This window comes from Colwellia sp. BRX8-5, from assembly GCF_014077325.1.
GTDB lineage: Bacteria > Pseudomonadota > Gammaproteobacteria > Enterobacterales > Alteromonadaceae > Colwellia_A.
This window is the reverse complement of the sequence record NZ_JACGVR010000033.1, coordinates 1-21,496: the sequence shown is the minus strand read 5'-3', so window position 1 is coordinate 21,496 and position 21,496 is coordinate 1. Positions and strand designations below refer to the sequence as shown.

The following is a 21,496-nucleotide window of genomic DNA, read 5'->3' as shown; positions in this document are numbered from 1 at the left end:
ATTCACTTGTTGGTAAGCCAGATGTGAAGAACGGAATAAGGCATGTAAAGCATTTGTATTGGTGATACCGCAAAAAATTGTTTAAATTCAATTTGAAATAAAAAACTCTTCATATCAACAGAGTGAGGAGGTAATTGTTCTAAGTTATTCTTCCTACCAAGTAAATAAAAGATCTCTTGTTGTAAATGTCTTACGCCATATCGCTTATAACGGTTATGTAACATTTTGATATTGCCCACAGAAATTTTCACTCTGGGTATCACAGGCCCGGTAAGAGAAATCACTTGCACTTTCCCTTGTTTATTTGATGAGGTAACCCACTCTTGAAGTAAATAACTGATAACCGAATCATCACCAATAAATCCAATAGGTATCTTAAAATTCTTTTCTCGAATTTTATGAATAAAATCAGACGAAACACCATAACAGTTTCCTGAAATTAGTTGGTAATCCTGTAAAAACTTTCTCAAACTTTCAGAAACACCTATAGGTAAACAAGCAACACCCCAACAACTACTCAAATCCCAGTTATGTTCAATAAAATCTAAGGCATATGCGGGCAGCCAATTATCACCGTCTATAAAAAAATGATTGCAGTCAGGGTTAATATCACTGTAAACATATTCATTCCAAGCATTAGATTTATCACCTAACTTAAGTTCTACTAACTTAACTTGTGGATAACGAATTGAAAAGGTTTTTACAATTTCACTCGTTTTGTCTGTGGTTCCATTCACCAATACTTTGATTTCTAATCTTTCTGGTACAGCCGTTGAATTAATAACACTTTGAAGGCACTTTTCTATGTTTTCTTCTTCGTTGTATGCAAATATGCATACACCTAAACTAGTTGATTTTGTCACTTGTAACCTCTTGTTGGAACATTAAATTACTGTAGGTTTTTTTATAAGACATGTTCATTTTATGTTGGGTAAATATCGAATTATATCTTAGATATGCAGATTGACTAAATGTTATACATTCAAATTTATCGTTTAAAACCTTAAGTATGGCTAGGCTGAAAGCGTCAGCATCATCGTTAGCAGTTACTAACCCTGTCTGTTGATGCAGAATTATTTCAGGGTTGCCACCAGCATCAGTCACTACGCATGGCTTACTTAATGACATCGCCTCTAACAAGGTCATAGATGTACCTTCGCTTAGAGAAGATAATAAGTAAATATCCATTAATGCCAAATAATTCCCTGGCTTAGGTTTATATCCTGTGAGTATGACATTATTAGTAATACCTAACGTCGCTATACAGGTTTCTATATTACTTCGCTCATTACCGTCCCCAATGATTATTAGTGTAGTATTAGGCTGTTCTATTAATACTTTGGAAAAAGCCTTTAGCATCATTATGTGATTTTTTATTGGATCAAAACGAGCGATAGTTCCTAGAACTTTATGATTATTGGGTATGGCTAGTTCAGCCCTTATTTGGTGGACTATTTCTTCATCTACCTGGAGTGGTGCAATACTGTTGTAAATCACTTGAATCGATTTCTTAGGAATATTTTCAAACTCAACGAGCGCTTGTTTAGTTGCTTTTGAGATTGCTGTTACTTGGTCAGTAAAAAAATTAAGGATTGGGTTTATTAGTTTACGTTTCCATGTGCTTGAATCAGGGTAAAAACGACCATGTTCGGTGAATATCACTTTTTTTTTGGTAAATGCTGCAGCAATTACTCCGTATACCCATGGAGTGTATTGGTGGCAATGGATTATGTCGACTTGGTTGTTTTTTATTATTTGTAGAATTTGCTTTATTAAATTGGTGTCGAAGCCGGGTTGGCGGTTTAGTTCATAAAATTCTATGCCGTTTTGTTTTAGTTCTTTTGAGAAGGGGCCTAAGGGCGATTCGATGCAAAGGACCGACATTTTGAAGTCGTCATCTGCTTGGGGTTTTAGTTGTGGATCTTGCGATTGTGGATTCCCGATTAAACCATCTCGGGAATGACGGCCTGCATCGTCTTGGGAATGACGGTTACTGTCATCTTGGGAATGACTGTTGGTATCGCCTTGGGAATTACGCTTGGTGTTATTTTTAGGCTGAGTTAGGCCATCGATTATGTTTTTAATCACCATTTCGGTGCCACCAATACGCATGTCGTAGGTTATATGCATTACGTGAATTTGGCTCATAATATTAACCTTCTTCCATGTTCATATACATATCCCACCACATTTGAAACATTAACATGCTCCATAATAGTGAAGAGTGATCTACTGACTTATCTTGATGTTCATCCCACATTTTTTTAATTACTTCAGGTTTGAAGTATTGGGTTAATCCTTCAGTGCGGTTAAATAGTCGTTCTTCTGTAGTTTCTTTAAGTTCTGTTCGTAGCCAGTCGGCTAAAGGTACTGAGAAGCCCATCTTTTTACGATATAGAATGTCGTCGGTCAAAAATGGTTTGAAAATTTCTTTAAGAATGTACTTTTTCTCAGGCTTAGCATGTTCAGTATTGAATTTATATTTAGATGGTATTTTAGCGGCAAATTCAACTATTTTATAATCTAGAATTGGTGCGCGTACTTCTAACGAGTTCGCCATGCTCATACGATCAACTTTTACTAATATGCCACCTGGTAAGTAGGTTTTCATATCGGTATACAAAATTTTAGACAGGTGATCTTTACCATCAGCTTTGTTATAAGCATCAGTAGTTATTTTTGAAGGATGGTAGCCTGCTAATTTAGCTTTTGTGTCTTCATTAACTAAGCTGTTCCATACATCATCATTGATGAATGAATTTGAGATATAAAATCCCATCGCTGGATCTACACTTAGGCTAGTTAATAGCGATTTAGCACGTCTAAATGGTGTTGCTTTAAAACAGCCCGCTAGTTTAGCTAGCGAAGGAAATAATGATTGACGTATAAACGGTGAAAATTTATTTCTGAGTTGATTTTCAGTATGGTCAACAGAGTATTTTTCATAACCCGCAAATACTTCGTCTCCGCCGTCACCTGCAACAGCTACTGTTACTTGTTGTTTTGCTAATTCAGAGACAAAGTAGGTGGGTACCAACGAAGGATCTGCAAAGGGTTCATCAAAAAAGCTAACAATTTTTTCTAAATCATCTTTTACATTTTGATGTACGGTGAATTCATGATGATCCGTTTTATATTGCTCTGCTACGCTGCGCGCAAATTTAACTTCATTATATTTTTCATCATCAAAACCAATGGAGCAAGTGGTAACAGGCTTATTGTTATTTTCGTTGGCAATTTCTGACATTAACGCAACGACACCACTCGAATCAACTCCACCGCTTAAAAATGCGCCTAATGGCACATCGCTAATCATGCGATTTTTAGTACATGCTTTAGTTAGTGCGGTGAGATCATCTTTAATCTTTTCTTCGGAGTCAGTGTTTACTTGTGCAAACGAGATATCCCAGTACTGTTTTTTAGTTAAGCCTGAGTTGTCTAATGTTATAAAGTGCCCAGGTTCTAATTTGTAAACGTTGTTAAATATTGTTTTAGGATCGGGAATATATTGATAAGCAAAGAAGTCATAAACGGCCTCGGTACAAACTTCTCTTGGTATTTGTGGCAATTTTAATAATGACTTTAATTCAGAAGCAAAATATATGTTTTTACCATCAAAATGATAATACAGGGGTTTTTTACCCATGCGGTCGCGGGCAATGAAAAGTGTTTTGTCTTGTTTATCCCATAATGCAAAAGCAAACATGCCATTTAGGTGAGATAGACAATCGGCGCCGTATTTCGCATATAAAGCGAGTATTACTTCGGTGTCCGTGTGCGTATTGAATTGATAACCTTCTGAAATTAAACTTTCTCTTAATTCTAAAAAGTTATAAATTTCACCGTTAAATGCAATAACATAGCGCTGGTCAAATGAATGCATAGGTTGAATACCCGCATCAGACAAGTCGATAATGGCCAGTCTTCTATGGCACAGCGCTATATTATCGTCTAGGTATTCGCCACCCGCATCAGGGCCACGATGAAAAATAGCGTTACCCATTTCTACTAAGGTCTGTTGAGAAGCTATCTCTTGATCAAATTGGCTAAATCCTGCAATGCCGCACATGTTTGGAAAATATCCTTATTATTTTTGTTGTAAGTATTATATAGATTCCGGCCTAAAACAACACCGGAATGACGAAAGTTCATTCAGGTGAGTTACAAAAACACCACCGGAATGACGATGGTAATTATAAGCTGATATATCGTCGTATCTTAGGGCCTAAAAATTCGCTTAAACCTACAGGTAGTTTCTGCCAGGTTTGTTCAACAAACTTTCTTAGCTTACTAACATCACCCGTACTTTCTGTTAGAAGTAAACCGTTAGTATCAAACTTTTGCCAATTCAGTAATTGTGGCTCTGCGCCCCATTGGCTTTTGAAGCGGTAAGTGCCTTCACCCAGCGTGGAGCGACCAAAATCAAACTCTTTACAGCCTTTGTCGTTTGCAAACTTCAGTAATGTCCAGTATAGCAACATGTTAGGTGCTAACTTATTATAATCGGCGTTTGTTGACGCCCACGGGATACATGCTTTGTTACCCACGAATAATACAATACCTGCACCTATTACTTTGCCTTCAAAATAAATATTAGCAATAATTATATCTTCACCATAAGCGTTTATTAATTCTTGAAACCATTCTTTTGCATGAACGGGTGAACCTAGGTCGCGCATGTTACGTGTGAATACGTTATAGAAAGTATCTAAGTGAGTTGAATCAGTGGCCGTTGAAGCTGTTAAACCATTTTTTTCAGCTTTTCGAATTTGACTACGTAATTTTGATTTAAAACCGGCAAATAATTCATCGGAAGTCTCAGGAAAAGAGATTAACATGCGTACTTTAGGTGCAGGGCTACTTTCATGTTCGAAAGCCAACTTACTAGGCATACTACTACGATTATCAAATGTTGGAATATTGTTCGCTTTACAATAGTTAATGGCTTCGTTTATAAGTGCTTGTTCAATTTCGTCGTCATTTGCTAATACCCCACCTACATCGCAATAGGGGAGGGCACAAAGGCTACCCTTTGAAATAGGCGATTTAACCCAAACGGATGGTAGAATGCCAATAATGTTTTTTTGCTCATTTTCAGCTAACCAATAACAACAGCGATGCTTATAAGCATTTTCAACGGATATTTTCCATGCTATTTGGTGATAAGCAGATGCATAAGGGTGATGTTCAACATAATTGTCCCAATTTTTGAACTCTACATCTTGGACTAATCTAATGTTAATCATACATTTTCCATAGTGGTTGTTTTAGACTTTGCTTCGGTAAGGGTTACAAACTCAACATCGGCAACACGTGATAAGTGATGAACTACTTCACTGATGCGCTGGCAGATATTTTCTCTAGCATTTACTTCATTATTAAGTCCTGTGACATCACTTAGTAGACTTGAACTATGTAAATACATATGGAAACAGCTATCGCCATTTTTTAGCTTATTGTCTATTAATCTATTCATGTCTTTGCTAGTGCAAAGTTCAGGGCTTAAATATATCTTTCTTAATAGCAGCGTATGCCATAAAGCCCCATTAATTTTTAACCACGAGAATGGACGCTTTTCGAATAACCGATGCATTTTTTGTGCTAACGAATAATTCGAACGATTAAATCCGCAACTAACAGGTAACTCAAGGATATTATGTTTTTGGTTTTTATCATGAATATTTGTATTAGCCAAACTAGGGTAATATTGCTTGATAGGTGCAGTTTCACAAGTAAAAAAATCGTTGTGGTATAAAGGATAAATACTGCTGTCTACTTCAAAATCATATTTGGTTAACAGCTCTATTACAGCGCCATTAATCCCCCATCGACCCGTTCTAAATGATGTCGGTTTAACACCTATGTTAGTTTGAATACTCGAGATTAATTCAACGAGCTTTGCTTCCACTATATCAATGGGTAAATTTATTACGTGAGAAAGGAATTCCGTGGTTTTTTCTGTAAAAGGCGGATTAACCCAAGGGTGTAAATGAGCACCGATCTCACAATTTTTACGAGGTAATTCTTTTAATATCGCTGCAGTTTCTACATTATTAGATACAGCATGATCCACTAAATAAGTAGGTTTAATGCCTAATTCTTGGCAATAAAGTTGGAATGCAGGGATTTCGAATACATTATTGATAGAGAAGTTTTTATCTGGGAAAGGTCCAGACCAATCCCATTCTTCTTCAGTATCTACTGACAATACAAATTGAACTTTTGGCTTATCAAGTAATGCCATTAATCGTACTTTCCATTTAATAGCTGCTTGAACACTTCAATGTATTCTGTGGCCATACGTTTACCCGCATAATTTTCATTAACAAATTCACAGGCATTATCACTTAGCTTTTTCGCTTTCTCTTCATCAAAGAGCAGCTCTTCCCAGTAGGTTGCTAATATTTCTTTCTCACCAAAAGGGGCTAACAACCCTGTTTTTTGATGTTCAATGAGCTGATCAACCCCTGCGATATTATAGGCTGCTACAGGTATACCCATGGCAGTTGCTTCCATTAGGCAGCGAGGAATACCTTCAAGCGTTGATGTCATTACAAATAGGTCAAAGCTTTGAAGTAGCTCAAGTCGATCATCTCTGTAGCCCATAAATTCAATGCGGTTTTTGTGGTTTAAGCTTTTGGTATGTTCTTCTAATTCTGCTCGAGATTCCCCGTCGCCCAATAAACTGAGTGAAATATTTGGATACTTTCCAGCCAAGGTCTCAAAAATATCTAAAATGTCATGAATGTTTTTTCTGCTGATCATTTGACCAACAAAACCAATCCGTTTGGCATCACCCACTGACATTAATTTATTGAATTTAACTTTTTGCTCTTCAACTTCTGATAAATCGACACCATTTTGTACGTATACAATTTTGCTGTCTTTAACGCCAAACCCTTTAACGTCTTCGCATAGAGCTTTAGAAAGTGGAACAACAACATTGGCATACTTCATTATTCTATTGCCTAACCAAATAAATAGGCGAAGTTTTATATCTTCTGCATTTTCAAAACCATGTGGCGTTATGACAGAACGAATTCCTGCCTTTTTAGCTGCTAATACGCCTAAAATATCAGACTTGTAACCATGAGTATGAATGACATCATAGCCATTGTCTTTTATGATTTTTGCTAACTTGTTCACAACAGAAAAATCAAATTTATGGCGCATGGGCACTTCAAATACTTGACCAATATCTTGTTTTTTATATTCTTTAACTAATTCTAAGTTTTTGGAGTTGTCTTCTAAGGTGACAACTAAGTCACATTGAACACTGTCTTTTGGCAAGTTTTTAGCTAAAGCTAAAATCCATCGTTCTGCGCCATAAAAACCGGTAGAACAAATAAACTGTAAAACTCTTACTTTCTGTTGACTCACGCCGCATTCCTTACGTTAAAAGATTTTGTTAAACCAACTACCGTGCCTATGGCTCTTGCAGCGAAATATACCAAATAGAATTTAACAATAATACCAAACTTAATTTTTCTTTTTGCCATACGACTCAATCGCTGACTATAAAGAAAAACAGGTAATGCAATAAAGATAATACAAACCAATGTATTGCTTAAATTACCGAAGAGTAAAAAAAGACTAGCAGCAATGCTAAAAAAGAAAATCCATAAAGGGACTAACAGGCTAGGGTACTCTCTAATAGGTATGGTACGGCCAGATAAGGATTTAAGATTTGATTGGCCTCGCCATATCTCTTTATGAAATAATTGCCCCCATTCTTTATCTTCGCCTAAGTGCACATAGTTTGCCTTGGAGGTATAAAATAAATCCCCTAACTCTCCTACCTTATCAGTAAAATAATAATCTTCGCAGGTTATTAGATGCTCAGGGAAACCATTTACCACTGCAAAAGTGTCTTTATGCAAAAATAAATTTCGACCCGGTAGAAACTTAACATTTACATCGACTTCTGCATTACTTAGTTCAGTTCTTAATTTCTCTAACTCTGGTGCGTTATCGGCACAAACTTGGTACGCGCTAACAATTTTTCGTTGTGCATCTTTACTCATTTCTTCAAACATAACATCGAGCCAGTTATTTGATAAATCGATGTCTGCGTCTAGAAAGGCTAAATACTCTCCTTTAGCTTCTGCGGCACCAATATTTCTCGATTTCGAGATGGTTCCCTTTTGATCAGCTAAAATGACTTTAATCTGATTATCAATGTTATTTGAGACAAGTTCATTTGCTGACAAAGCCTCGTTTTGGCTTACGACAATAATCTCTATCTGCGATTGTTCGTAATTGAGATTTATAATAGAAACAATTGTTTCTTTAAGCATCTCTAATCGACCTTTATGTGGAATGATGAAGGAGACTTTCATTTTATGAATTTTCCTATTAACTGCTCAGCTTTACTAGAACGAAGGCACAACCACGTTAATTCTTTTTTTAGTGATGTTTGTCTTAACGTTTTAGTAAATGTTTTGATTAATTCTAACTTGCTCGAATTCGGCGTCGTCACCATTTTAGTTGCTTGTTCTCTCGTGAGTGCTTTTAGAGTCTTATGTTTTATAAAGCTTTGAAAACCGGCGTTTTGCATCATAATAGCGAGAATTCGAGTACATGTTCTAGTGTCTTCAGATTTCAATGAGTTATATACATAAAGATAAAACTCGTCTGCTTTATCTTTGTATTTATTTGCACTTAGTTGATTGTTTCCTGAAAAATAGTAAGCACCGTAAAGCACATTAGCTTTACGTATATCTTGGGCTGCCCATGTATGGTTAGGGTATTCTAGCTTATCCGGCGTATTTAAATATGGAGCTTCGTTATTAATCATCCAATTAGAAAAGTGCATCAATAAATTTTTAGCGTAATTAAACGAGCTGTCTATTTGATTCGCTTGTTTTTTAGCAAGTAAATATCGTAAAACAGCTTGTAAAAATATAGTGTAAAACCATGACTCTTCAATATTGCTTAAATCTCTTTTAGCTAAATTTTCATGGGGGGTGGCAGTATGTTTAATGATCAAACTAACTCGATCTAAGTACGACTGTTTATTGGTTAATTCATAGGCATCGAGTAACGCTACAATGTAGTTACCTGTACCTCTGTCTAAAGGGTATTGCCCGGTTAGCTTGTTTTTCAAGCCAGGTGTGTCGCTGTTTTTTATACTGAGTAAAAACTCAAAAGCTGTACCGGAACCTTCATAGAAATTAGCGATCCATTCAGCTAATTTTATTACCGCTGTCTTAGAGGTTTCATCTGCAGTTAAATAATAATGGAGCATCAAGCCTGTCGTGTAGCAATGTTGGCCACCTGGTCCCCCCCCTCCTGCATGATCTTGATATGCATTCGATGGTTGCTTTTGTGAATAGGTTCTATGACTCGCTGTTTCTGCGGGTAAATAATGGTCGGTATGCCAAAATAAACCATGGTTGTATTCCGCTTTATCTTTATCAGTGTGATAAATATCTATGTCTTTTACGTGTTGAGCAAGATCTGTTGCCAATGTCCACCACTGAGTGTTTCCAGTAACGAGAAACTGGCGGATGAAACCGTATAAAGCATCATACTGATTGTTATAGTGGGAAATGAGCTCTTTATCACCTTGATACTCTAATGTTTCATGGTCAGCATAAATATCGCCAAAATTTCGCCAGCCATATTCATCGATTGCCTCACGCTTTTCAAAAAAATTATCTTTACAGGTAAGACCTTCGTTAATAATACTAGTAATATCTTCATCGTTCGAATTACTAAAATATGGGATAACATCGGTTGATGCTAGGTATTCAGGGCAAATGCTTACCGAAAGTTCTTGGTCATTCACATTTATAAGATTTGATGGAGTCTTACTATAACTAACAAAAAAGGTATGTGTTGTCTGCTCTCCAGGTTGAAGCTCATGATTTTTGTTTATATCTTGAGGGAATAAACCCAGAGTTATTTTGTTATTCGTGCTTTCAATAGATTTTGGAAAAGTTTGCCAAAAATTTTTGTAAGCAATTGATAGGTTATTATTATTTAGTACTGCATTGATTGTTGGTTCTGCTCGATCACCACTGCAAACAACATCTATTCCTTCAGTTACTCGAAACCCCTTGAATGAATTATTTACTATTCCTTTAGCATCGATGTGATTACTTGAGTTCCAATTATCACCACCACTGCTAGCCTGATACAGTAAACATGCACCACTGTGCTGAAAGTGTTGACCCTTATCGGAAATATTAAGTGCTACTTTGTCAGAATCAAGAGACAAAAAATCAAGATTCAAAGATTTAAAGTGGTAAGAGTTTTTGTTACCTAAATCCCATTTTCCATTGTTGTGAACCATAGGTTTAGGATTACGTAATGTAAAATCTATTTTAATTGTTGGGGTTGCAGCATTAAATGTGAGCTTACAGTCGAATTCTAAAACGGCATCATGATTATTATTTTTAAACTCACCATGGTAAGCGACTTCTTGTTTGAGCGAAGACTTATTCATTTCAGGCAAAAAGTCAGTAACAATTAGCGTTAATGTTTCATTATTTAATCCAGTTAAATTAAACGCCCATGGTATTTCGTTTATGAGCAGTTCATTCTTGTGTAAATGGAAGCTGTAATTATCATTGGATATTTTAAATGTGTTTTGAATACTTGCACAATTAATAGCGTGGTTAAATGTTACAGGATCGCAAGTTTGTTGTTTTTTGATAACATAATTAGGATCTACGTTTTGTTTACCATCTAAGATGAAATTACATCTTACCCACTTTACTGAAGAGTTAGGCCAATAACTTACAATCAGGAATTCAGCTATTTGTACTTTTTCATGATGGAATAATTGAAGTTCTTCTGTTTTGAAAATTTCGCTTGCAGACAATGGAAACGAAAAACTAACAACTTGAGTGTTTAGAGCTTGCGGGTTGTGCTCATTTACTTTAAATGGAACTATCAAGATCTTTCCAAAACAAATAGATTTTTAGCAATAATTAGGTTACAAATAGTGCCGATAATCGCTTTATAAGTCAATAATTAAAGGTAAGTTGAACGAGTGCAACGCATACAAGAAATGATCAAAGTTGAAATGACCTATTCAAGCGCTAACTGTGCAAATGAATTAGAGATCATTTGGCTTGATTTACAGAGGCGTTCGAACTGTCACTATTTTTTAACTTGGGATTGGTTCGGTGCCTGGTTACAACAAGTAAAACAACCTTTTTATTTATTGAAAGCTACAATTAACAATCAAGTAATGGCTTTAGCGGTTATTTTTGAAAAAGAACGTAAAGTTCTTGGTTTGCGAAGTACAACGCAATGGTGGTTAAATCGGACAGGTGAAGAAGCGCTCGATCAATCTTGGATCGAGTACAATGATTTTCTTATCGATAAAAAATATGAGTATGAGTTAAGGCATGCCCTGATGTTATTTCTTTCAAAGCAGGATAAGTGGAGTGAATTTATAGCGGGAATGTTATCAAATAAAGCCGAAGAAACATTAGATGTTTTATCGAATAATAAACGGAATATAATCGAAGATTTTGGTTACCAAGTTAATTTGCAAGACATTAATACTTCATATAAATCGGAGGTTTTATCAAGAAATACCCGCCAAAAAATAAATCAAACACAGCGACTATTATCTCAGAAAGGTTATTTAAGTTTTAGGGTTGTGACCTTGCCAAAAGAAAAACTGCAAACACTTAATTCGGTCAGAGCATTTCATATAAATAAATGGAAAAATACTCCCACTCCAAGTGGGTTTGAAAACCCTACCTTTGTAAGTTGTTTTAAAGCTCAATTAATGAATAAGCATTCAGAAATTGCAGAACTAACACTTAATGATAAACCTATCGCTTACCTGATTAATTATTTGTACAAAGATAGAGTGTATTTCTATCTATCAGCATTTAGTAATGAATTTGAAGGAAAAGTAAAGTTAGGTATGTATCTGCATAGTTTAGCTATAGAACATTATAGAGAAAGAAATTTGAAGTATTATGATTTTTTGGCGGGTAAGTCTAGGTATAAGCAATCTCTATCTAATAGTGAATATGCACATAATATGTGCGGTTACTATAAGAGTAGTTTAGTTTTCTCTATAGAAAGTACACTTAGAATTATTAAAGGGCGATTAGATCATTAAAGTTCAATAGCTTATAAATAGTACAATTTAGCTATGCATTGTTACCACAGAAAAAATTTATTATTAAGACTAGAGAATAAAATTAAACATTATAAAGCAATATTCAACAGAGTATTATCTTGTTAGTATTTAACATAGTAAGTCATAATTATTTAAGCTTAAATTGATTACGATTTCGGCTCAAAGTATGAAAGCACAATAAAATACAGTGAAGGAATACCATGAAATTCAGTAATAAATTAATTCTCACAATAGGTTTGGTTTGCAGCTTAACTGCTTGTTCTCCTAATAAAACATCAGAAGAATACATTCAAAGCGCTAAAACGCATATTGCCAATGGTAAAAGTTCAGCAGCAATTTTAGAATTAAAAAATGCTATATCTATCGAACTTGAAAATCCAGAATCCAGACTCCTATTAGGGACATTATACCTAGAATTCGGGGATGTTGAAGCCGCAGAAAAAGAATTAAGGCGATCTTTAGAGCTAAATGGGGATGCAGAAGTTATATTGCCTAAATTATTTAAAGCACTTAATTTACAAAATAAAAGTGAAGAGGTTTTAACGCTAGCTAATCAAAGTAGAATGTCACAAGGAACAGTTTTACCTGAGATTTTACTTTATAAAACATTAGCTTATTTAAAACTTGGTGATAAGAAAAAAGCTGAAGAAACTATTGTACAAGCAAGTGAAAATTCATCTGAATCGGTTTATAGCCAACTAGGTGAGGCTTATCTTATGGCAGAATCCACTAATCAAAGTGGAGCTCTAGGTTTAATTGAAAGTATATTAATAAAAACACCAGAATTAACAGAAGCTTTATTATTAAAAGGGCAATTACTTTTCATTGATGGTGATTATGTAAGTGCCATTGATGCCTTTAATGAATACCATCGTTTACTGCCAAAAAACATACAAATCAGATTGTTTTTAGCTAATAGCTATATCAGAAATGATCAGTATTCTGAGGCTAATGAACATTTAGACTTTTTGTTGAAAATACTACCGGAACATCCTTTCATAAATCAACTGAAAGGATTAGTTTATTATAGAGGTAGTGATTATGAAAATGCATTAATACATACAGACAAAGCAATTCAGAATGGTCTTAATGTTCCATCTAATAGAATCATTGCTGGTTTGAGTGCCTTTAAATTAGAGCAATATGAACGGTCTTATCATTTACTGATTGCAATCACTGGGTCTTTACCAGTCGCACATCCAGTTCGAAAGGTATTAGCAGTCGTTCAGTTACAGCTCGGTTATAGTTCCGAAGCAGGTGAAACATTACAAATTATGGATGGCGCTACGGTTGATGATATTAATTTACTTACGGCAGCCAGTTTCGAACTTTTAAAAGCTGGTAAATTTCAAGAAGCTGGGGAATTAGTAGAAAAAACAAGCGAGATGAACATTACTAATCCACAAGATATAGTTAAAATTGGTATTTTGAAGCTTTCAATGAACGATTTAGAAGGAATAGCGGATTTAGAAAAAGCATCTGAGATTGCACCTGATTTACCTTTAGCTAAACTAGCTCTTGCGTCTGCTTATATTCAAAATAAAGCATATGATAAAGCTTTAGCTATTGCAGAGAAATGGAAAGTTGAAGATCCTGATAAAACAGAAGGGTACAACCTAGCAGCAACTATTTATTTATTAACAAAAGAGATCGAGTCCGCTGAAATTGAATTCAATTTTGCTTTAACGGTTGACAAAGGTAATAGTCAATCACTTTTGTATTTTGCTAACAAGGCACTTAAAAATAAAGATTCAGCAGAGTCAATAAAATTTCTTGATGTACTACTAAGCACTTTCCCAAATAATATTAAAGCCCTAACGTTGAATTATCGAGCACACAAAGAATTAAGTACAATTGATAGTGCTATTGATAAAATTGCTAATAGTTTTTCTGAAAATAAAGATAGTATTGCTCACCGTTTGTTATATTCTCGAGTGCTTTTTATAGATGAAAAATTTAATGAAGTTATAACTTTATTGAAAGCTTTAAAGGTCGATTCGACTACAACTCCTCTGCATTGGAGTTTGCTTGGTAGTAGTTACTTAAAACTAAATGAAAATGAAAAGGCTCTAACTATTTACGATGACTGGATTAAATTTCAACCACAATACAGAACAGCATGGCTAAAAAAAGTTGCTACCCAGGAAAAACTTGCTGATTACGGTGGTGCCCTTTCAACCGTTGAAAAGGTATTAGAAACATTTCCAAAAGATGGTCAATTTAATATTTTACGTGCCAGTTACCTGATTTTAACAGAACAATTTAATATAGCTCAAATACAGATTGATAGCTTAACCGAAGAACAAATAAAATTACCTTTTGTTAGAGGACTACAAGGTAAAATATGGTTTACAGAAGGAAAGTATCAGCAAGCTCTTCCGGGTATAGAAGCTCTATATGAATTATTACCTAGTTCATATAATGCATCGTTACTTTTTTCTCTTCATAAAAAGTTAAAACAAGAAAAAAGTGCATTTGAATTTATGAAAGAACATGTTGCCTCTTACCCTAATGATCTAATAAATAAAAATTTATTGGCTGAAATTGCTATTAACTTTGATCTTCTTTTATCAAAGGAGTATTACTTGGTTTTATTAGAACAATCACCAGATGATCTACTTATTTTAAATAATTTAGCTTGGGTCGAGTACAAGTTGGGATATTTTGAACCAGCAGATATTTATGCGATGCGAGCGTTAGATTTAAATAAAAATCACCCTCAACTTTTTGATACTGCAGCCTTAATTAAACTTGCGTTAGGTCAGAAAGCGATAGCAATTGAGTTGTTGACTAAAGCTAAGCAGTTAGCCCCAAATGATACAGAAATATTGAAGCATTTAGAGGATGCGACTGCTCAATAAATATTGTGTGAGTATTAATGCAAATGCAATATACAGATCGTACAATTATAGATGAGGAGTTTTGATGCTGGTCGAAATGTTTTAATATTTACTAGGCTGGAGATACGATAAAGCAATAATGATCGTGGCTTTTTCGTATCTATATAGTGCATTTTTAGACCCTGTAACAGATTTTGTTACAGGGTCCACTTTTAATTTAGAAGTTTATTTTTATTTCTTAATTATAATTAAATAAAATTAAGTTGTTAAAGGTATGTCATGACCTGGTCAACCAAATTCGGACACCCTAGTTAAATTCGTTAAGCTACCTTTTTCAATTATCTTTCGTTACATTCAAATTCATTGGGGCTTTGAGCCTTTCTTTTCTGATAACTGCAATAATTGTTACTTTTTATACCCAGTACTCGACACATAAGTATCACAGGCCAGATCTTCTTATGTTGGGTAACAAACGAGTATTTTATTTTGTTTCTTTTGCAAAGAAGACCGTCGCTTTTTTTAACATCTCACGCTCCATTTCTAGGCGCTTTACTTGGGCTTTAAGTTTACGGATTTCATCTTGCTCTGGCGTTAGCTTTCCGTTTCCTCTAAAAGCATGACCACCACCATTTTCAGCTTCTTTGATTCATTGACCAAGAACTTGAGCACTGAGGTCTAAATTTCTAGCGGCTTCTGCTGCGGCGTAGTTTTGATCCCTAACGAGTGGAATTGCATCTAGTTTGAATTCATTTGAATAAGTTTTACGGCTTTTCATTTGTATCTCCAGTTAAGTCTATTATGTTTTAACTTATGTGGACTCCCCCGTGTCAACAACAAAAATAAATACTTGAAGAAATAAATGCGTACTTATGTACGAGCTCTATTGAGTAGCTAACCCTGGCTCTTTGATATTTACGCGAACAGGCTGACAAATCTGGGGTACGAGCTTTATGCTCTATGTTAAGGACTGTCTTGGCCTGCTGATTTTTATCTTCGATATTTCATTTTTATTGATTGAACTCTTTTTTAAGCTGGGAGGATCTCAGCTGTATATTCTGTATTTTTAGTGAGCATCGTGTAGGCTGTTCTTACTGTTTTATTTGCAAGTGCTACAGCAGCACATTTTTTTCCGCGTCGTTCAATTAGTGACTTTAACCAAGCATCTTTTTTAGTTATAGACGCTCTTGTTGTAACTCGATGGATAACTGACATAGCGCCTGTAATTAATTGCGTCCTTAACCTGCTATTTTTCACATGTCGTCCTATTGTACCAATTTTAGCCTTACCACCAGATGAGTGCTGTATTGGTGTTAATCCAATACATGCCGATGCATCTTTTCCTTTTGTGAATGTACCTAGTTCAGCACAACCTAACGCAATGTATAGGTTAATTGCATTTAATGGTCCAACACCTTCAATTTTAAGTAACTTTTTACAATCAGGATGTGTTTCTATTGATTTATTTAGGCACTCATCATAAAGGTCAATTGCTTTGTTGATCGATAAATATTGAGCCCAAGCTGCTGATAAAGCGTCTCTGAACTCAAAGGTCAAACCATTTTCAGCATCTTCTAGTGTAGATTTAATTACCCCTTTTAGGCCGCCTAGCTTACTTGATACCTTGATGTTAAATTCTAGTAAGAGAGCCTTTAATTGATTACCGGATGCTACTTTCTGCTTAACACTCAGCTCTCTAAATCTCATTATTGATTGTAATTGTTGCTGCTCTGTTGATTTACCAGAGATAAAAACTACATCAGGCAGTAATGTCGCTTGAACAATAGCCAAAGCATCATTTTTATCCGTTTTTTGATTTTTCCTTATTGCACCGACTAATTTAGTTGAAATAAGACGAGCATCATGACCTAAAGAAATCGCTTTCTGCTTCCAATAATTCGAAGTTCCACAAGCTTCAAATACAACTGTTATAGGAGTAGAGTTAGCAAGCCATGCTATAAATTCATCCGGTGTCATTTCTGTATTAGAATGCACTTTTTTATTTGTATGAACACAAATTTGAATTATATTTTTTGCTAAATCAACACCAACAATAGTATTTTTCATAAATAGACTCCATTATTTGATAGAACGACTAAAGTAGCTTAGCGCTCAAGGGTTGGGGAGTCCAATTATCTGGGGTAGTCGTATCAATTAGACCACGTCACTATTGTCTTTACGCTTCATATCATCCATTTTGACAATTTTTGTTTTACTCTGTTTAAAGTAGAGCTCTTAACTCTTGAGAATTTTTTTAGGTTACACCAAATTTGCATTACTAGTTAACGTCTAATCACATTAAACTTGAAATAATGATATAAAAAAACCTTCTTGAAGAAGGTTTTTAATAGTTATAATTTGGAGAGGAACTTATTAAGACTTGCGACGACGTGAAACACCAGCAAAACCTAATAAACCTAAGCCTAACATAGCGATAGTTGTAGGCTCTGCAACGCTACGAACATCAACGGAAGATGTTTGAACAACTGTTATAGTGTAGTTAATACCTTCCATCAAGATTGCTGCTGCAGTTTTTGAACCACTATCAGCAATGTTAGGAAGATTTTGATTCGAAAAATTGAAATCGAAGACCGTTTGGGGTGCCCCTCCACCAAATAACATCACTTGAAAATCACCATAAGCTTCAGCGGTGCCCGTTTCCCAAGAAACCGTAGAGTCAGCAATTAGAGATAACAAATAAGAATAAGCAAATAGTGCGTTAGTTGTTGTTCCTGCGCTTGTATTATCGTCGCCATCAGAATAAGTAAACCTAGCTGAGTTTTCTAGTCTCGTACTTGCTTCAGCAGTTGATGTACCTGCTACTTCTGCATGAGCATAAGTGCTACCGGTAGGTGCTGTAGAACCATTAGCTCCTGTAAATTGAAGATTAGCTGAATTTAGTCCATCAGTTACGCCAAATGAAAAATTTTCATAACCTAAGTTGTTCGTATCAAATTCAGTCTCGTTAGGATCTGTGAAAATATCATCCATTGATAATTGTGAATTTCCAGTCCCAGCGGTTGAACCAAAAAAATCAGATTCGCTAATAGTAATACCACTTAAAGGTGTTGCTGATATTATATTACCAGCACCATCTCCTTGGTATATGCCAAAGCCTGATATTGTAAACTCAGATGTTGCTATTGCACCAGCATTCGCACCAAAAGAGGCAACCGTAAGTGCAGATACTGCTAATAAATTTTTTGCTAATTTAGTTAATTTCATTTTTCTCTCCGATTCCATGTGGAATGCTTGTTTGTTTTAATTAGTTACTTGCTTTTTATTATGCTCTTATCGTGCCAACTTTTTAAGTTGTTGTTTTATATGCTGTCTTTGTTTTTTATTGTTGTGCTTTAATTAAAAGTGTAAATTAATCCGACACTAAATATTGTATTTTTTAGGTGATAGTAGATCCTCAGGATCCAATTGTTGCTTTAAGGATCTTAATACAGGAGATAGGCTACTTTCTATTTCAGAAAATGCTTTATGCGCATGACTCGAAAGCCTATAAGGAAAATAGCCTTCATTGGTTAGCGCTTCAAACATCTCATCATGGCACGCCAAGGCTTTTACATCTTCACCTTCTATATCACGGTCATATACCAGCGACACAACGCAGTCTAAAGTTCGTTCAGTTAATAGGGTGATTGATAACCCTGGTTCGTAACCATACTTAATTTGAATGGTATTAATAATTTTAACCATTGCTTTTACATGTTGGCCATCGATGGGGGCTATTGGGGCTAACCATAGTAAACCGACGTTGTCTTGAGTGGGATCTAATCCGTCGATAGTTTTGGGTGGTGTTTTCTTTCGCCAATAAGTGCTTGGAATAAAGTAATTAGTGGGAATACCTTGTTTGAGACGAAATACTTTTTCAAGCAAAGGGATATTGCTATTGAAATCTATCCCGGTAATTAAACTCAGTATGCCTTTAAATTTCATCGCTAGATTTAAAGTCGATTGGTCGATGAATTTGATATCAGTTGTAACGGGTTTAATCGCCTGTTTAAGTATTTTTTTCCAGACTTTTACTTCTGCCTTTGTGCCGTAGAATGCACCCGATACACTCCAAGCATTAACCATAAACTTCTTTTTTAACGTGTTTTTGATGGATTCGGGTAATGGCGTTTGATTTTTCGCTTTTTTCCAAGGATAAAAGCTGAGTGCTTGAATCGCTTTATGATCGTTACCTATATGAGCTGAACTTTTAATAATACCATTTAATTTTAACGGTTGTAGTGCATCGATTAAATCCGCTATTTTATCTTCGTCTTTAATGCTAATAAAGAATGCTTCAAAATGTTCAGGTTTTGGCATAAGCCATAAAGTCATCTTGGTGACAATACCAAAATTTGATTGCGTGAATAAACCATCAACATAAGGGCCAATACCCCATTTATAACAATCTGCTGCCACCGGTATCACACCATTTTTTGAGAACTGTTTAAAGCCGGTGTTAATTAAACTGCCATCAGCTAATATCACTTCAAAACTACATACGTTGTTAAAATGATCACCATATTCGGTATGGCCAAAACCTCTTTCCATCGTATTACCGATAATACTACACTCAGGAGACGCCCCTGTGGCGTCCATCCAAAACTTTCCACCTTGTTCTTGTAAGTATTCGTAAAGATCTTGTTGGGTTACACCTGGGGTTAAGGTAATAGTACCTTGCTTGTCGTCGTAGTTATCGAGTTCTTTAATACGTGAAAGTTTCATTAATATGGCATTATCAAAACTTGGTTCTTGCGCCGAATATCCCCAGTTTTTTCCTGAGCTTACCGTGCTAATTGAAAACTTCGAGTCGTCATTGGATAAATTATACTGGTTAATGGTTTTAACTATTTGCTGAACTTGCGTTGTATTTGCAGGTTTGATTACAATTTTATTTGTATTTTTATGAGGGAATGTTCCTAAATTATATTCAGCGACTTTTTCACTTGAAGTAAAAATGTAGTCTTTACCCACTATTATTGTTAATAGCGAAATTAGGTTATTCATAGTTACTCTTTTTGAATATATAGATTGTAAATTATTATATGACATAATAATTTTATTGGCATTTTTAAGACAATAAATTCGTGTTTTTATTGATCCTGCATCAGTTTCATAAAATTTTGTAGAGGAAGTTATTGCTTTTTTAAAACTCGTATTGTGATGCCAGTCGTTTTATTTTGAAAGCTACCGGCATCACAGGGCATTTATTCTATTTGCTGATATTTTTAAATATTATTACTCATTAAGATCAAAAGCTTTGTTGAAAAACTTTACAGCCTTGTGACGAGATTTAACTGCAAGTTTCTTATTCGGCTTTAAGGTCACAGTGCCGCCTTGTCCTAAATGTGCAAAAGGATCTTCAACGATTAAGGTAGGTTCAAGTCTATCCCATGCGTGGTAAGCTTTTTTATATACATTAAGGTCAGTTAACTCTTTATCTATATCAACTAAATTGTTCACCATGTTTGAACAGGTGTCAGGTAAGTCGTAATCGTCATATTGCCCGGTTTGAATCAATACCGGTGCACCGGTGAGTTTTTCAAATTCAAAACCAGGAACATTATTGTATACCCAACAAACAGGGTAATGAGCAACATGGGCGGCATATCTAAGAGAGCTACCTGTCATACCCATATATTGTTCAGTAGCCGTTAACATGGATAAAACTCCACCCCAAGAAAATCCAATAATACCTATTTTAGACGAGTCTATGTCGGGTCTTGACGCTAAATAATGTAATGCAGCAATAGCATCGGGTAAGGTTTCTTGTGGACTGGCTGGTCTGTCGGTTCCTCCAGCGAGGTTGCGAGCGCCCCAAAGATCAAGTTCAATGGTTACGATCCCATTTTTATTAAGCGACTTTGCGTAAAAATCACCCGTGCTATCTATACCACCTGAGCTATGCATAATGACTACTGCAGGCATTTTTGAAGTATTATCTGTTCGTGGAATGCTTAATTTTGCCGATACTAGCCAGCTATTTTCAAGTGTTTGAACGGGAATACTTACGTAATTAATGATTGGAAGCTGGTGTTTCTCAATTTTAATTTTTGCAGAAACGGGAAGTGAACATAAGAGTACAGATACAATAAAGCCTAATATTTTAAACATAATAAATTCCTTTTTATTTAGAGAGTTTTTATCAAATAACAATACACACGGTGAACTACCCCGCGACTTCGCTTCGCTCTGATCACGGGGCTTCTGCAATCTAGCTTTTGATAACTAGGCTGCTTCTTTTTTCTCAGATCCCACACCAAACTTTGATTGCTCAAAGACTTTCATTTTAGAAGGTGATTTCTGCTGAAATTTGGGCAACGCCCTAGCTAATATTCCATTAGCTATTAACTCTTTTTCGCCTGTGTCTGCAACAGATTTAGCTGCTGCTAAATCTCTGCACTGTACTAATCCACAGCTCTCACAGGAAAATTCTCGCACACTCAAATCGAATTTATGCTCATACTTACATCCATAGCAAATGCCGGAAGATTTCACAAACCGACCAATTTCATGGTAAACTACGCCATTTAATTCAGCCTTATAC

At 35.4% G+C, this 21,496-nt stretch carries 15 protein-coding genes and 1 pseudogene; 2 read left to right on the top strand and 14 right to left on the bottom strand.

Going from position 1 to position 21,496, the window contains the following annotated elements; all coding sequences use genetic code 11:
• Positions 1-2 precede the first annotated feature (2 nt).
• The 8 genes from H4J62_RS16660 to H4J62_RS16625 form a co-directional block, all read right to left on the bottom strand.
• Positions 3-863, bottom strand: coding sequence for a glycosyltransferase family 2 protein (locus tag H4J62_RS16660; protein ID WP_182217655.1), 861 nt, complete (start codon positions 861-863; stop codon positions 3-5).
• Entirely contained in the window at positions 847-2,148 is a 1,302-nt protein-coding gene (locus tag H4J62_RS16655) for a glycosyltransferase (protein ID WP_259364701.1), read from the bottom strand. Before H4J62_RS16655 ends, H4J62_RS16660 begins: the two co-directional genes overlap by 17 nt.
• A gap of 4 nt (positions 2,149-2,152) precedes the next feature.
• Positions 2,153-4,069 (bottom strand): asparagine synthase (glutamine-hydrolyzing), encoded by a 1,917-nt coding sequence (gene asnB, locus H4J62_RS16650; RefSeq protein ID WP_182217653.1) that lies wholly within the window; start codon positions 4,067-4,069, stop codon positions 2,153-2,155.
• Positions 4,070-4,193: 124 nt separating this feature from the next.
• The gene (locus tag H4J62_RS16645; RefSeq protein ID WP_182217651.1) at positions 4,194-5,246 is read right to left on the bottom strand and encodes a FemAB family XrtA/PEP-CTERM system-associated protein; all 1,053 of its coding nucleotides are present in this window, start codon (positions 5,244-5,246) and stop codon (positions 4,194-4,196) included.
• A complete protein-coding gene (locus H4J62_RS16640) occupies positions 5,243-6,244 on the bottom strand; it encodes a WalW protein (protein ID WP_182217649.1) in 1,002 nt (333 codons plus the stop codon). Before H4J62_RS16640 ends, H4J62_RS16645 begins: the two co-directional genes overlap by 4 nt.
• Positions 6,244-7,380: a glycosyltransferase gene (locus H4J62_RS16635; protein ID WP_182217647.1), complete on the bottom strand. Its 1,137-nt coding sequence runs from the start codon at positions 7,378-7,380 to the stop codon at positions 6,244-6,246. Before H4J62_RS16635 ends, H4J62_RS16640 begins: the two co-directional genes overlap by 1 nt.
• A complete protein-coding gene (locus H4J62_RS16630; RefSeq protein WP_182217645.1) occupies positions 7,377-8,339 on the bottom strand; it encodes a glycosyltransferase family 2 protein in 963 nt (320 codons plus the stop codon). Before H4J62_RS16630 ends, H4J62_RS16635 begins: the two co-directional genes overlap by 4 nt.
• Positions 8,336-10,903 carry a hypothetical protein gene (locus tag H4J62_RS16625; protein ID WP_182231350.1) on the bottom strand — a complete coding sequence of 856 codons (2,568 nt, stop codon included), beginning with the start codon at positions 10,901-10,903 and terminating at the stop codon, positions 8,336-8,338. The genes H4J62_RS16630 and H4J62_RS16625 overlap by 4 nt, the downstream gene beginning before the upstream one ends.
• A gap of 96 nt (positions 10,904-10,999) precedes the next feature.
• Here H4J62_RS16625 and H4J62_RS20680 point away from each other — a divergent pair, with 96 nt between their 5' ends.
• Together H4J62_RS20680 and prsT are read left to right on the top strand one after the other, a co-directional pair.
• A complete protein-coding gene (locus tag H4J62_RS20680) occupies positions 11,000-12,091 on the top strand; it encodes a GNAT family N-acetyltransferase (protein ID WP_182231349.1) in 1,092 nt (363 codons plus the stop codon).
• A 221-nt stretch (positions 12,092-12,312) separates the two neighbouring features.
• Positions 12,313-14,973, top strand: a complete 2,661-nt coding sequence (gene prsT / locus H4J62_RS16615; RefSeq protein WP_182218532.1) for an XrtA/PEP-CTERM system TPR-repeat protein PrsT — start codon at positions 12,313-12,315, stop codon at positions 14,971-14,973.
• A gap of 356 nt (positions 14,974-15,329) precedes the next feature.
• Here prsT and H4J62_RS20515 read toward each other — a convergent pair.
• From H4J62_RS20515 to H4J62_RS16585, 6 genes and pseudogenes are all read right to left on the bottom strand, one after another.
• Positions 15,330-15,727 (bottom strand): annotated as a pseudogene (locus H4J62_RS20515) (transposase); the annotation flags it as partial.
• 251 nt (positions 15,728-15,978) lie between these two features.
• Positions 15,979-17,016 (bottom strand): IS110 family transposase, encoded by a 1,038-nt coding sequence (locus H4J62_RS16605; RefSeq protein WP_182218535.1) that lies wholly within the window; start codon positions 17,014-17,016, stop codon positions 15,979-15,981.
• 306 nt (positions 17,017-17,322) lie between these two features.
• Positions 17,323-18,174 carry a PEP-CTERM sorting domain-containing protein gene (locus H4J62_RS16600; RefSeq protein ID WP_182218537.1) on the bottom strand — a complete coding sequence of 284 codons (852 nt, stop codon included), beginning with the start codon at positions 18,172-18,174 and terminating at the stop codon, positions 17,323-17,325.
• Between the two features lie 156 nt (positions 18,175-18,330).
• Positions 18,331-19,956: an FAD-dependent oxidoreductase gene (locus H4J62_RS16595; RefSeq protein ID WP_182218539.1), complete on the bottom strand. Its 1,626-nt coding sequence runs from the start codon at positions 19,954-19,956 to the stop codon at positions 18,331-18,333.
• 231 nt (positions 19,957-20,187) lie between these two features.
• The gene (locus tag H4J62_RS16590; protein ID WP_182218540.1) at positions 20,188-21,063 is read right to left on the bottom strand and encodes a dienelactone hydrolase family protein; all 876 of its coding nucleotides are present in this window, start codon (positions 21,061-21,063) and stop codon (positions 20,188-20,190) included.
• Positions 21,064-21,177: 114 nt separating this feature from the next.
• A partial coding sequence (locus H4J62_RS16585) for a zinc ribbon domain-containing protein (protein ID WP_182231348.1) occupies positions 21,178-21,496 on the bottom strand: 319 nt, incomplete at its 5' end.